Origin of the sequence: Halomonas sp. ATBC28, from assembly GCF_005937175.1 — a bacterium.
GTDB classification, from domain to species: Bacteria; Pseudomonadota; Gammaproteobacteria; order Pseudomonadales; family Halomonadaceae; genus Vreelandella; species Vreelandella titanicae.
The window spans coordinates 1-12,744 of the sequence record NZ_VCQL01000034.1 but is presented as its reverse complement, the minus strand read 5'-3'; the positions used below and the strand labels follow the sequence as shown (position 1 = coordinate 12,744).

The window sequence follows — 12,744 nt, the reverse complement described above, 5'->3', positions numbered from 1 at the left end:
GGCCGCTATTCGCGACCCTTTCATATTTGCTAACTGGATTTATTAAGCAAAGTGTTTGGCAATCCAGGAAAATGCGCTATCGGTTAGCGATTTTTTACCGTGATGTTCTCGGTGCTGGCTCCATACCATGCCACCTGACACGACCACTAGGCTCATCAACATGCCAGCAAGGATAAGTTCATTCATGGCTTATCATCCTCATCTGAGGTTTTATCACGCTCAACGTAACCATAGCCGAAAGACCCTACAAAGATCAAGATTATACCTAGCCCCACACCGAGCCAAACGTTATCGGTATTCAGGCTGGGGTTAGTGACTACCCAGCCAGCAGTGAAGCAGGTAGCGACCACAATAACCCCAACGTTGCGAGTCGCCTCTAAAAACTGTTGACGAGTCGCTCGGGCGCCGATTCTACGGCGATGGGACGAGGCCCTGCGTTCTTGTAAGCTTTTCGTTAGCCTGGCACGCAGGGCCTCTTGTGGGTCTTTACCGCCATGAGGTTCTTTCAAGCCATCACCTGCCATTAATCCAGCAAAATCAACGTGAAAAAAATGTGGTATTAAAATCCTGCCTTATTCACTTGGGTGCCGCGTATGCCGTCACCGTAGACCATGGTGTCGCCAGCCTTCTCTGCCAGTTGGCGACAGTCTGCGGTTCTTGACGAAGTGGGGCCTGAACTGCAGCCTGCAAGTATAAAGGTAACCTGGCAAAGGGCGATGAGTGCTTTCATTGATGACTCCTTGTCAACAAATAATCCATTCGACATTTAACCTTATAGGCGTTGCATATGTCGATGTCATGCGGGGGAACATCGTGCTTAACCTGAATGTCATAGCTGAAGTTTTATTTTTTAGGATAAGCATATGGATCGTGTATTTGCATGGGATCACCACCACAGTCAGGTTGTTTACCGCATTCCCGGCCATCAGTATGAAGATGGCCGGGAAGATAGCGCTCTCTCTCCCGTATGGCTGCCCGCGGAGGAATCAGATTTACCCGAGGGGGTAATGATTGACGATCTGCGCAAAGTATCCGTTAAGGAGTAGCCGCGGCGTGTTCTGAACAGCTGCTTTGCGCGCTATTCAACGCTTTCAAACAGAGGATTTTCAGGCGTACAAAATAGATTGTGTTTGGCTAGTGATCGGCTAATATGCGGATGTTAGTCCCACCATCTCTGGATATGCCGCCATGTTAAAAGGTTTGATCGTCTGTTTTGCGGTATTGTTTGCGCAATTGGCGGTACTGCACGTGATTGATGCTCGTATCTATAATTCTCCTCAAGATGCGCGTCAAACGGCGGTAACCTCCGTTACACCACATAAAGATGAAAAAGAAGACGAAGAAGAGGTGCAAAGCTAAGCAGTGGTTATCCTCGATCCGGTTTTTGAAGCCGGTGAAGTATAACCTAGCCTTGCTAGCAACCCTTTGGCGGCGCTGGGCGTCGCCAAAGGGGCGGTTTGAACGATCAATAAGTAGAATTTTTTTCATCTTTTGGTGTCCAAACGAAGTGCTTAACCAGCATAGACAACGCTTACAAAGCGGTTTCAACGTTGAATCACCATTGGTGAAGGGGTGTTCTCGAGACAGACAAAGGCTTGCGTCTGGAACTCGGTAACGGCATGCTTGTCAGTTGTTGGAAATACCATTAGGGAGCATGAACACATGGCTTACAACGATTTACGCACGGCACGTCCTCAGTCGAGTGGCGTTGCCAATAGTGTTAGCACTAACAAGGTATTGCGTAACACCTACGCGCTACTGGCAATGACGCTGCTGTTCTCAGCAGTCACCGCGGGTGCTGCTGTAGCCCTCGGCATCCAACAGATGAACATCTTCGTGTTCTTGGTTGGTGCCTACGGCTTAATGTTCCTGGTACATAAAACCGCAAATTCTGCGGCCGGCTTATTAGCAACGTTCGCCTTTACCGGCTTTATGGGGTTCACGCTTGGGCCGATTCTTTCTGCCTACCTGACCCTGCCTAATGGCGGTGCGTTGATTATGAACGCGTTGGCCATGACCGGTCTGACGTTTGTTGGTCTTTCCGCGGTAGCGCTTACCACCAAGAAAGACTTTAGCTTTTTGAGCAACTTCTTGATGGCGGGCGCCATCGTGTTGATTCTGGCCATGGTGGCTGGGTTCTTCTTTAACATCCCGGCGCTTTCATTGATGGTGTCAGCTGGCTTTGTGCTGTTTGCTTCAGCAGCCATTCTGTATCAAACCAGCGAGATCATTCATCGCGCAGGTGAAACGAACTACATTCTCGCTACGGTGACGCTCTACGTATCCATCTACAACCTTTTTGTTAGCCTGTTGTCGATTTTGGGTATTATGAGCAGCGATTGATCTAAGCAAACGATAGACGATATGACAGGCCCTATTGCTAGGGCCTGTCTTTTTTTAGGGTAACCGTTACCAGGTATTATCATGATGCAGTACGGCTTATTGGTGATGGGGGCGCCGTATAGCAGCCCAGCACCGCACTCTGCATTGCGTTTTGCCCATGCCGTTCTAGCGCGAGGGCATCAGATTGCCGGTGTTTTTTTCTATCACGACGGCGTTCATAATGCATCATCGCTGATGGCTCCTCCCCAGGATGAACTCAACCTCAGAGAAGCCTGGATTGAGCTGCATCAGCAGCATGCGATTCAGTTAGATGTCTGTATTGCCGCTGCGTTGCGGCGAGGATTGATGAGTGAATCGGAAGCACAGCGACATGGCAAGCAGGCCTTTAATGTAGCACCTCCTTTCGAGTTGACAGGGCTAGGGCAACTGCTTGAGCTACAGCAACGCGCTGATCGCCTGATTACCTTTGCTTAGAGGAGAGCCAATGGCGACACCTGATGCACTATTAGTGATAATTCGCCACGCGCCCCACAGCTCAAACTGGTTACGTGAAGGGTTAGATGCCGCACTGGTGGCGGCGGCCTTTGGACAACCCGTGCATTTGCTGTTTATGGGGCAGGGTATAATGGCACTGCTGAAAGAACAGGGCAGTGGTGCGCCGGGGCAAAAAGCCACGCTGCCCACCATTGATATGTTGGAAATGTATGATATTGACAAGCTTTGGGTGACCGAAGAAGCGCTGCAAGGGATGCATCTATCCGCCGATTCACTGGTAGAGGGCATCACCCTGATAGCGGATCAGGAAATACCAGGGCTGTTACAGCAGTACACCCAGATACTTAACTTTTAGGCCTAGTGAGAGAATTATGATCTTACACATCCTCACCAAAGCGCCTGATAGTATTGTCGCTACTCAAATGCAGCAAGCGATAGGGGGGCAGGATGCCGTGCTGCTGATCGAAGAAGCGGTAACAGCTGCCCTTGATCCCTCCTGGCAGGCATGGCAGCAGTGTCAGTCGCGCATATTCCTTCTATTGGAAGACCTTATAAGCCGCGGGCTTGCCAGCATTGCCACGGATAATGAGCTGCCCACGCTAGAGATGGATGGCTTTGTGGCGCTCACCGAGCAGTATGAAAAGACAGTTACCTGGTACTAAGATGTCTGACACGAAAATATACCGTTATCTTGATTCGCAAAAAAAATATCCGCTAGACCCAGAAGGATACCTCGTTAACCAATCAGAGTGGGACGAATCTGTCGCTCATTTAATGGCTGAAGAAGAGGGGTTAACACTTACCGCTGAACACTGGGAAGTTATCAAAGTCGTGCGGGCATTTTATCAGCGTTACGAAATGGCTCCGGCGATGCGACCGCTTGTGAAAGCAACCAAAAACGCACTGGGTGAAGAGAAAGGGCGTTCTATTTACCTGATGCAGCTTTTCCCCGGCAGCCCGGCAAAGCGAATTGCCCGCCTGGCCGGTTTGCCGAAGCCTACCAACTGCCTATAACCCGTGTGAATGGCTCGCTGGTTTTCGAACAGCTTAAGCCACATCACCGCGCGTACAGACCGACAAAACAACGGCATCGTCTGGACTGGTGGATACCAGTGCATGGCCCATATCACTATCAAAATAGATGCTGTCGCCCTCAGCTAGCACTAACGGGGCGTAAAATTCGGTGTAGAGCATAATATCGCCATGCAGCACCATCAAAAACTCTTCGCCATCATGGCGTACCCACTGGTGATACTCGTCAAAGCTGCGTGCACGTACGATGGTTTTGAAGGGAATCATACGTTTTTGGGCGAGTTGATGGCCCAATAATTCGTGCTCGTACGTGGGCGTGGGGTGCAGTTGCCCTTTGCCTTTACGGGTTAGATCGCGCCGCCCCATGGTATAACGTTCCCGCTTGGGGGGCGTGAGCAACTGAGGCAAGTCGATGTTGAGCCCGGTAGTGAGTTTTTGCACCACGCTAAAGGTGGGGGAGACTTGATCGTTCTCAATTTTAGACAGCGTTGAGCGGGCCAGCCCAGTGCGCTGGCTAACCTCTTCCAACGTCCACTGATTAGCGAGACGAATTTGTTTGAGCCGCTCGCCTAAACGCAACGGCTCAACAAAGGGTTTGCTTCCCGATGCAATACGCAGCGCGGCATGCTCTTCAGTCGTAGCGGTCATAGGTCGTCACATTGGCTGCGTTGTCTAACGGTGCGTATCTATAGGCGCGCGTAAACGAACATCATATCACAGCAAAGAAGCGGCTAAGAACGGCTGGCAGAAGCAAGAGCGCTGACGCTTGCTTAGGGCACTTCAGCAAACGGCAGCCCCAACAGCGCTTTTAGATGTGCCTCAACGCCACTTGCCAGCGACTTCGGGTTATAACCGCCTTCAAGCACCGATACAATGCGATTATCGGCATACAGGGTGGCGATCTCCATGGCTAGATGGGTAATCCAGTAGAAGTCTTCATCCTCTAACCAGATATCCCCCATGGGGTCATCACGGTGAGCGTCGAAACCCGCGGAGAGCATCACCAAGTCAGGTTTAAAGGCGTGCAGGGCAGGTAGCCAGTGGTTTTCGATGATGCGCCGGAACTCTGGGCCATCGGTGCCCACTTCAAGCGGGGTATTCACAACGTTTTGCCACTCGCTGCGCAAATAACGCCAGGGGTAAAACGGATACTGGAAGCTGGTGCAGATCAGTATCTCAGGATCATTTTTAAAGATATCGATGGTGCCATTGCACTGGTGAACATCAAAATCCAGTATAGCGATACGCTTGGCACCATATTTGGCTCGCGCATGGGCCGCCCCCACGGCGATATTATTGTAAAAACAGAATCCCATCGCGTCGCTGGCTTCCGCATGGTGGCCTGGTGGTCTAACCGCACAAAAGACGTTATCCGCCTGACGCTTAAATACCTGATCTACCCCACGAATAACCGCTCCCGCTGCAACCCGTGCGGCTTGTAAGCTGTCAGGATTCATCATGGTATCGCTATCTAGCGTAACGATGCCTTCGGTGGGCAAGCACTTCTCTAGGGAGCGCAAATGGCGCAAGGGGTGTACTCTGGCAAGAGACTCCTCGCAGGCTGCCTTGGCATCGGCCTGCATGGTTTGCTGTAATAACCCAACAAGCGATAGGCGAGCGCGAATAGCCTCCAGACGCTGAGGGCTTTCAGGATGCTCCGGCCCCATGTGGTGCAATGAGCAGTCTGGGTGGGTAAGGTAGGCGGTAATCATTCCAACGCTCCATTATCATTGATGCCACCTTAATCGCCTTCAGGGCCTGGGCGACAGTGTCAATAAGTCGTACAGCCGCGATTCATGTCAGGGGAGACGCATTTTGAGTACGCGCTTTTTACACCATTTTTTCGAACCTCGCACACTAGCGGTGTTTGGCGCCTCTGAAAAACCCGCGTCGTTGGGCGGTCTAGTGCTGAGAAATATTCAGGAGGGTGGCTTTAAAGGGCCGCTCTGGGCAGTCAATCTAAAAGGCTACTCCCAAGTCTTCGGTGTGCCGTGCGTCAGCCGCGTAAGCGAGCTACCCGAAGTGCCCGACTTAGCCGTGGTCTGCTCGCCGATTGAAGGTGTGCCCAGCCTGATTAAAAAGCTTGGGCAATACGGTGTCAAAGCGGCCCTGGTGCTCTCGGGCGGCGCTTACCTGGATCGAGATAAAGGCAATCAGGGTTCCATTCGCGAACGAATGTTGAGTGCGGCACGCGTCTCGGGTATTCGTGTACTCGGCCCCGAGTGCATGGGGCTAATTGTACCGGGCAAAAAGCTTAACGCCTCTTACGCCAGTCAGCCGGTGAAAGCGGGCCGCGTCGCTTACCTGGGTCAGTCCGGCATGCTGGCCAATGCGATGATTGATTGGGCCGCCGGGCGTGATGTGGGCTTTTCGCACTTGATAACCGTTGGCGACAGTGTCGATGTGCTATTGCCAGACCTGATCGATTATGTTAATCAATTCTCGCCCGCTCAGGCCATTATGCTGCACCTTGAGCGAATCAGCGACGCCCAGCACTTTATGACCGCCGTGCGTGATGCATCACGTAATCGTCTGGTACTGGCAATAAAAAGCGGCCGCACCCCAGAATCGGATATATCCGGCATGTCACCCACGCCTGGGATTGCTAACCGTGACGTGGTGTTTGATGCCGCTTTTGCTCGGGCAGGGGTGGTGCGGGTAAATGATTCCGATGAGCTGCTTGATGCGCTGGAAACCCTGTCGCGCATGAAACCCCTGAAGGGCGATCGTCTGGCCATTGTCTCTAACGGTTTAGGGCCCGCCATGCTGGCGATCGATAAGCTGATTAGCGCGGGCGGTAAATTGGCTGAATTTAGCGACGAAACCCAGGCAGCGCTGCACCGTAGCGAGGTCGATATGAGCAAGCCGGGCGAGAACCCGGTGGATCTGGGCGGCAACGCCTCGCCCGAGCGGTTTGTCCAAGCGCTGGAGATTGTCGCTGCTGACGCCAACGTGGATGCTGTATTGGTGGTGCATGCACCCACCCGGATGGCGCCATCGCTGGTGACTGCCCAGGCGCTGATCGATAACCGCAAGAAATTTCGCCGCAACCTGCTCACCAGTTGGATGGGCTTAAAAGAGGCGCTTAATGCGCGCCACATCTGTAATTTAGCCGGGATTCCGACTTATATTTCACCCGAAAAAGCCGTTAAGGCGTTTATGCATATGGTGATTTATCAGCGCGTTCAAGCGCTGTTGCAAGAGATCCCACCCAGCCTGCCATTTTCCACCAGTCCAGAAATACGCGCCCAGTGCCGTACACTGATTAAGCAGGCAAAAGAGCAGGGCAGGCAAACCTTGACCCACTCTGAAACCGCCCAAGTGCTCGAGGCCTACGGTATCCCCACGGCACCCAGCGTGTATTTGGCCAACCCCGATGAGGCGCTTGCTCGCGCTGCAGAGATACCTGGCACCAAGGCGCTGAAAGTGGTTCATGAAGGCAATTGTCGTCCTTATCGCTACCGCAAGCACCCGCATAAAATTTCAGCAGGCTTGCTACAGGACTTGGACACACCCGAACAGGTAGCGGAAGGCGTTCGCCAGCTAGGTGAAAAAGTCGCTGAAAAATTTCCCGAGTATGCGATCCGCGAGTACTGTTTACAGCCCATGCAGCGTGGCAAGCACTCGATGCAGATTTGCGCGGGCATTACCCGTGATCCGGTGTTCGGCCCACTTATCGTCTTTGGCATCGGTGGTTATAAGGTCAACGTGCTGGCTGACCGCCAGGTCGCGCTGCCGCCGCTCAATATGAGCCTGGCTGCCGATGTAGTAGGGAGAACCCACGCCGCCTCATTAATTCGTGAACACTCCGCCGACCCAGAGCGTGACATTCAGCACTTATGCCAAATGCTGGTCAAGCTATCGCAAATGGCCTCCGATCTGAGCGACCTGCGGGGTTTAGAGGTGAATCCACTGCTGCTGAATCGTGACGGTATGGTCGCCGTCGATTTTGCCATGGATCTCGGTACGCCATCGCGCTTTGCGATTATGCCGTACCCCGAAGAACTACGTGAATGGGTGACGTTGAAAAACGGCTGGCAGGTCGAGGTGAGGCCCATTCGTGCCGAAGATGCCCACTTAATTACCACCTTCCATCGCCAGCTCTCGGAAGAGAGCATCCGTTTCCGCTATTTCCACAATAAGTCCAACCTGACCCAGCGTGACTTGTCGATCCTGTCGCATATCAATTACGACCGTCAGATGGCGTTTATCGCGGAATATTTAGGCGATGAGGGCAGCAAAGAGATGCTAGGGGTGGTGCGGGTATGGAACGATCCGGACAATATTCGTACCGAGTTTTCGGTCATTATTCGCGATGACCTTCAAGGTCTGGGCATTGGTAGCCTGTTGATGAAGAAGATGATCGATTACTGCACTAATATTGGCACCCTGGAAATGATCGGCAAAATTATGGTCGACAACCATCCGATGCGGGCGCTGATGAAGCACTTAGGCTTTAAATGCCGCTATAACATGGAAGAGCAGGTGATTGATGCGGTGTTACGCCTCAACGAACCCGAAAGTGAATGGCAGCGGCACCGCCTTGAGAGCCTACCAGATTAGGCATTTGAAAAGCTTTAAAAACGATAAGACCTGCGTATAAAACGCAGGCCTAAATTGTGAACTTGTTGCTGACGTTATGGCGCCATGCGGAAACGGCCCCATTCACCGCCGTCACGACGCTCAAAGCGTAGGCGGTCATGGAGGCGGCTAGGCTGACCCTGCCAAAACTCGATCATTTCCGGCGTGACACGATAGCCACCCCAGTGGATCGGGCGGGGAATATCCTGGCCATCATAGGCTTGCTCAAAGCGCTTTTGGCGCTCTTCGATCCAGTTGCGGTCGGGAATCACCACACTTTGAGTCGCAATCCATGCGCCCAATTGGCTACCCCGTGGTCGGCTGGCAAAGTACTCATCAGACTCATCGGCTGAAACCTGCTCAACAGGCCCTTCAATACGTACCTGTCGTGAAAGCGAAGGCCACCAGAAGGTCATGGCCGCGAAGGGCACATTGCTCAGCTCGCTCCCCTTATGACTATGGTAATTGGTGTAAAAAACCATGCCGCGCTCATCAAATCCCTTTAACAGGACAACCCGAGCGTGAGGGCGGCCTTGGCTATCTACGGTGGCTAGTGTCATGGCGTTGCCATCTTTGCCCTCTTTTTCCAGGGCAAGGCTAAACCACTCATCGAATAGCACGAATGGATCGTCGGGTGTCTGGGACTCATCAAGCCTGCCGCCTTCATAATCACGCCTGATATCGGCTATGTTACGTGTCATCGAATACTTCTCCCTGGAGTTTCATCCATGTTCGCCGGTCTGTCTTTAAAGCTCAAGTGACCGACATCAATGGATGTTTAATGCGTTGACTCACTGCTTATATTTTCGGCGGTGTTGCGACTAACCGTTACGACTGACGATTGCGGCTAACTGTCTCGCATTCTATGAGAAAGACTCAATTAATGCGAAGCTATCTCACCACTGGGGGCTCATCACTGCTGAGAGAGGACATGTTATGCGCGACAAGGTAGCGATTGAGGTATGGGATGGCTGGCTTCGCCTGTTTCACTGGGGGTTAGTGGCGGCGGTGTTGATTTCATTTTATACCACCAAGACTAGCGGAGCGCCTTTCCTATTTCCAATTGAAGTGCATGCCCAGGCGGGCTACCTGATAATCGGTCTACTCGTTTTCCGATGGCTGTGGGGTGCCTTGGGCAGCGTGTATGCGAGATTTAAAACGTTTTTATATCCACCCGCTGAAGCAGTCGCCTACGCCAAGTCACTTTTTAAGCGCCAAACCAGCGTTTATGCCAGCCATAATCCGCTCGGCGGCTGGATGGTGCTGTTAATGCTTCTCTCGCTTAGTTTTCAAGCCGTGAGCGGGCTGTTTTTAAGTGACGATATCTTTTTTCAGGCGCCGCTCTATGGCGTATTTGGCGAAGCAGTAGGCAACCAGTTGAGAACACTGCATCAGCTCAACAGTGATTTGCTCATCATTCTAATTGGGCTGCACCTGGCTGGCTTGATCGCACATCGGCTGCTAGGTGAACCGCTAGTAGCAGCAATGCTGGTAGGTACCAAGCGCTTTCGCCAGCAGCCTGTCAATGCGCGTAACGAACCGTATAATGTTGCCACGCTGCGTTTACGTGCCATCGGCAGTTTATTTATTGCTGCTGGCGTCGTCCTATGGCTGTGGTTTTAAAGCACTCGTTTTTATTGCCTCGTTTTCTGTTGACGCAACTGTCGACTGCGAAAGCGCGCATAGCCCATGCAGCCAGCAAAAAGCACTAGCGCGACAACCGCCTCTAGGATGCCGCGCAGACCTTGCCCAGGCAGGGTTATTAACATCACGCCTTGGGTGAAGTAAAGCAGGCTGACAAAAGCGAGCCATGCGTGCCCGCGTGCGCGTTTACCAATGATGGAGGGTAAAAACAGCACCAGGGGAAGCACGAACGCGACCACAGGTCGCCAATTAAATTCGTCGCCTTGAAGTACAAGTCCACGGTAAACAACCAGTAGCAGCAGTATGGCAAAGCTGGCTAATACCACCTGTCGGCTTCGAAGGGTCAGTTTATCAAGCCCATGTTGTGCCTCTACCTTCTCCAGCCACTGCCTCATAATGCCTCCTGACGCATGGCGTGCAGCGCTAGAGCGAGTCGTGCCAGTCGTTTGCCCTGGGCAACACACAGCGCGCGTTCGTGCTCATCAACAGAGCGGTCACTGCGCGTTCCTGCTAAGTGGCTTGCACCATAGGGCGTGCCACCAGTACGCGTTTCCAGCAAGGTGGTTTCGCTGTAAGGAACCCCTGCGTAGACCATGCCATGATGCAGTAGCGGCACCAGCATTGTGAGCAGGGTGCTCTCTTGCCCACCGTGCAGGCTGGAAGTCGAAGTGAAGGCACTGGCAGGTTTGTCGATCAAGGCACCGTTCATCCACAGACTGCTGGTGGAGTCGATAAAATACTTAAGCGGAGCGGCCATGTTGCCAAACCGGGTGGGGCTACCCAGTGCTAACGCACTGCAGTTGCGCAGGTCGTCTAGCTCAACGTAAACAGCGCCCTCTGCAGGTATTTCTGGCTCAACGGCTTCACAGGTCGTTGAAACCGGCGCCACTGTGCGTAAACGCGCTTGAATACCCGGCACGCTTTCTACACCAGCCGCAATTTGCTGTGCCATGGTGGCGGTCGCGCCAGTGCGCGAGTAGTACAGAACCAAAACGTACGGTGTCATTTCACTCATCACTATTCCTGAATGGGTTCATAAAAGTTGTCCTGGCAATAGGGCTTTGCATGAGGGTTTTGCAAAATAGGGCACAGCATGGTGTCTATGGTATCAGAGCGAACGGGAAGTCCGCGTGCTGTACAAACGTATTTTGTTGCTCAGGTAAACGCAGGTAGACCCAGGCCCGGGTACCATCGTCGAGGGTTATTGTCCTGCGCTCGTAACGAATCCCCAGTCGTTCGTAGCGATCAAGACGAGACAGCTCGTCGGCATCTACTCGTAACAGTAGCCCCTCAACGTTGCTCCCTGGCTGGGGTGAAAGGTCAAGGCCGTTACGTTGATAACCCTCTAAAACCGCATCTTTAGGTGCACCAAAACTTCCCATGACCACTAAGCGAACGGGGGCATAGCGTAGCGTGCCATACACAAAGACCTGATGGGTGCGCTGTTCGATAGTAGGAAGGTCGTCAGGTCGGTCATAAAACCATGGGCTCAGCATGGTTAACCAGAGCCACCCGGCTAAGCTAAGCAGCCCCACACCGCTTAAAATCAAAAGGCGTTTTAGCCAAACCATTTTAATCACACCAGGGTGCCTCGCAATGTAGGATAAGAATGTGAATGGGGCGATAAAAAACGGATGCTTAGCTTGTCGCTACAGACAGAGGATGACAAGTTCTATGTTATCGACTGTTTGAATCTGCTTAAGCAAACTACCCAGGTTTGCTAGGCTATGCTGGTAAAGTCTGCATGTAAAATGGGTGTTCATTAGAACCTGCCGTAGGAGCCTGCAATGAATCAGCCGCTTCGTGATGATCTGGATTTTCGTGCTCTCGTAGGGGATGTGAAACCGCTGCCACCGAGAAATCGTGCTGACCCAGGTGCTAATCGCAAAAGCCCCTCTGAATCCCAGTTGGCTCGGCGGGAGTGGGCAGAGGAAGAAATGGGGGCGCGCAATTTTCTGTCCGACGACTTTGTCGATCTGCTGCCCCCCTTTGATCCCATGGAGTATCGCCGCGAGGGCATTCAGCAGGGCGTAGTCGATAAATTAAAGCACGGGGGCTATAGCGTTCAGTCGCAGCTCCACTTGCTTCGGCGTCCATTAACAGAGTGCCGCCGTATGCTGTTTCCCTTTATTCAAGAAGCCTACGCCCACGATTTACGCTCCGTTATGATCGTACATGGCCGCGGGCGAGAGATCGATAGCCCCGCCAACGTACTGCGCTCATACCTGGCCAAGTGGCTCTGCCAGTTTGAGGAAGTGCAGGCATACGTCTCCGCACAGGCTTCGGAAGGAGGGTTGGGCGCGACCTGGGTAATGCTACGTAAAAGCGATCGCGCCAAAGCCAATAACCGCGAGCGCCAGCAGAAGCGGCGAGGGTAACAGTTTAATAATAGAGCCAGTCACAAATAAAAAGGGCAGCCTAATGAACTGCACCCCAAAAGTTGGACGCTCATCCAACGATTGGGGTGTTTTTCATGACGAAACATAATGAAGCGTTCAAGTTACTAGTAGTGCAACGCTACGCAGAAGGACAGCAGGGTTACAAGAGTCTGGCCAGACAGTACGGTCTTGGCCCTACAACCGTCAGGCGTTGGGTTAAACACTTTGAACAGCATGGTCTAAGTGGCTTGCAGAAAAAGTTCACCCACTA

The 12,744-nt window shown here is 52.6% G+C and carries 19 protein-coding genes; 10 read left to right on the top strand and 9 right to left on the bottom strand.

All coding sequences use genetic code 11. The features are described from left to right. Positions 1-42: 42 nt before the first annotated feature. Genes E0L35_RS26380 through E0L35_RS26375 form a run of 3 tightly spaced genes read right to left on the bottom strand, consistent with a single transcriptional unit; the run spans position 43 to position 730 of the window. On the bottom strand, positions 43-186 hold the full coding sequence (locus tag E0L35_RS26380) for a hypothetical protein (RefSeq protein ID WP_155705851.1): 144 nt from the start codon (positions 184-186) through the stop codon (positions 43-45). After that, entirely contained in the window at positions 183-509 is a 327-nt protein-coding gene (locus E0L35_RS23855) for a hypothetical protein (protein WP_138801605.1), read from the bottom strand. The genes E0L35_RS26380 and E0L35_RS23855 overlap by 4 nt, the downstream gene beginning before the upstream one ends. A gap of 50 nt (positions 510-559) precedes the next feature. Beyond that, positions 560-730, bottom strand: coding sequence for a hypothetical protein (locus E0L35_RS26375; RefSeq protein WP_155705848.1), 171 nt, complete (start codon positions 728-730; stop codon positions 560-562). 133 nt (positions 731-863) lie between these two features. Between E0L35_RS26375 and E0L35_RS23850 the strand changes: the two genes are divergently transcribed. The 7 genes from E0L35_RS23850 to E0L35_RS23825 all read left to right on the top strand — a co-directional run bounded on the left by E0L35_RS23850 (position 864) and on the right by E0L35_RS23825 (position 3,852). After that, a complete protein-coding gene (locus E0L35_RS23850; protein ID WP_022523445.1) occupies positions 864-1,046 on the top strand; it encodes a hypothetical protein in 183 nt (60 codons plus the stop codon). 142 nt (positions 1,047-1,188) lie between these two features. Continuing rightward, complete coding sequence (locus E0L35_RS26370; protein ID WP_022523446.1) at positions 1,189-1,359, top strand: hypothetical protein; 171 nt, start codon at positions 1,189-1,191, stop codon at positions 1,357-1,359. A gap of 303 nt (positions 1,360-1,662) precedes the next feature. Continuing rightward, positions 1,663-2,343, top strand: coding sequence for a Bax inhibitor-1/YccA family protein (locus E0L35_RS23845; protein ID WP_022523447.1), 681 nt, complete (start codon positions 1,663-1,665; stop codon positions 2,341-2,343). 84 nt (positions 2,344-2,427) lie between these two features. Then, positions 2,428-2,817: a sulfurtransferase complex subunit TusD gene (gene tusD, locus E0L35_RS23840; protein ID WP_027959443.1), complete on the top strand. Its 390-nt coding sequence runs from the start codon at positions 2,428-2,430 to the stop codon at positions 2,815-2,817. Positions 2,818-2,827: 10 nt separating this feature from the next. After that, on the top strand, positions 2,828-3,193 hold the full coding sequence (gene tusC / locus E0L35_RS23835; protein WP_138801604.1) for a sulfurtransferase complex subunit TusC: 366 nt from the start codon (positions 2,828-2,830) through the stop codon (positions 3,191-3,193). A gap of 16 nt (positions 3,194-3,209) precedes the next feature. Continuing rightward, positions 3,210-3,500 (top strand): sulfurtransferase complex subunit TusB, encoded by a 291-nt coding sequence (tusB, locus tag E0L35_RS23830; protein ID WP_138801603.1) that lies wholly within the window; start codon positions 3,210-3,212, stop codon positions 3,498-3,500. Between the two features lies 1 nt (position 3,501). Further along, positions 3,502-3,852 (top strand): TusE/DsrC/DsvC family sulfur relay protein, encoded by a 351-nt coding sequence (locus E0L35_RS23825; protein ID WP_022523451.1) that lies wholly within the window; start codon positions 3,502-3,504, stop codon positions 3,850-3,852. 33 nt (positions 3,853-3,885) lie between these two features. Here E0L35_RS23825 and E0L35_RS23820 read toward each other — a convergent pair whose 3' ends face one another. Together E0L35_RS23820 and E0L35_RS23815 are read right to left on the bottom strand one after the other, a co-directional pair. After that, a complete protein-coding gene (locus tag E0L35_RS23820) occupies positions 3,886-4,518 on the bottom strand; it encodes an XRE family transcriptional regulator (RefSeq protein ID WP_009287864.1) in 633 nt (210 codons plus the stop codon). A 122-nt stretch (positions 4,519-4,640) separates the two neighbouring features. Further along, the gene (locus tag E0L35_RS23815) at positions 4,641-5,582 is read right to left on the bottom strand and encodes a histone deacetylase family protein (RefSeq protein ID WP_138801602.1); all 942 of its coding nucleotides are present in this window, start codon (positions 5,580-5,582) and stop codon (positions 4,641-4,643) included. Between the two features lie 103 nt (positions 5,583-5,685). Between E0L35_RS23815 and E0L35_RS23810 the strand changes: the two genes are divergently transcribed. Continuing rightward, positions 5,686-8,433 carry a bifunctional acetate--CoA ligase family protein/GNAT family N-acetyltransferase gene (locus tag E0L35_RS23810; RefSeq protein WP_138801601.1) on the top strand — a complete coding sequence of 916 codons (2,748 nt, stop codon included), beginning with the start codon at positions 5,686-5,688 and terminating at the stop codon, positions 8,431-8,433. Positions 8,434-8,507: 74 nt separating this feature from the next. On the opposite strand, the gene pdxH is transcribed toward E0L35_RS23810, so the two are convergent. Then, positions 8,508-9,152 carry a pyridoxamine 5'-phosphate oxidase gene (gene pdxH / locus E0L35_RS23805; protein ID WP_009287866.1) on the bottom strand — a complete coding sequence of 215 codons (645 nt, stop codon included), beginning with the start codon at positions 9,150-9,152 and terminating at the stop codon, positions 8,508-8,510. Positions 9,153-9,387: 235 nt separating this feature from the next. On the opposite strand from pdxH, the gene E0L35_RS23800 reads away from it, so the two are divergent. Then, positions 9,388-10,074, top strand: a complete 687-nt coding sequence (locus E0L35_RS23800; protein ID WP_138801600.1) for a cytochrome b/b6 domain-containing protein — start codon at positions 9,388-9,390, stop codon at positions 10,072-10,074. 11 nt (positions 10,075-10,085) lie between these two features. On the opposite strand, the gene E0L35_RS23795 is transcribed toward E0L35_RS23800, so the two are convergent. The 3 genes from E0L35_RS23795 to E0L35_RS23785 form a co-directional block, all read right to left on the bottom strand. Further along, a complete protein-coding gene (locus E0L35_RS23795; RefSeq protein WP_022523455.1) occupies positions 10,086-10,490 on the bottom strand; it encodes a DUF2069 domain-containing protein in 405 nt (134 codons plus the stop codon). Beyond that, on the bottom strand, positions 10,487-11,110 hold the full coding sequence (gene wrbA, locus E0L35_RS23790) for an NAD(P)H:quinone oxidoreductase (protein ID WP_027959437.1): 624 nt from the start codon (positions 11,108-11,110) through the stop codon (positions 10,487-10,489). The genes E0L35_RS23795 and wrbA overlap by 4 nt, the downstream gene beginning before the upstream one ends. Positions 11,111-11,195: 85 nt before the next feature. Then, positions 11,196-11,666: a gamma-glutamylcyclotransferase family protein gene (locus E0L35_RS23785; RefSeq protein ID WP_035537470.1), complete on the bottom strand. Its 471-nt coding sequence runs from the start codon at positions 11,664-11,666 to the stop codon at positions 11,196-11,198. Between the two features lie 216 nt (positions 11,667-11,882). Here E0L35_RS23785 and smrA point away from each other — a divergent pair, with 216 nt between their 5' ends. Beyond that, entirely contained in the window at positions 11,883-12,473 is a 591-nt protein-coding gene (smrA, locus tag E0L35_RS23780) for a DNA endonuclease SmrA (protein ID WP_138801599.1), read from the top strand. Positions 12,474-12,744 lie beyond the last annotated feature (271 nt).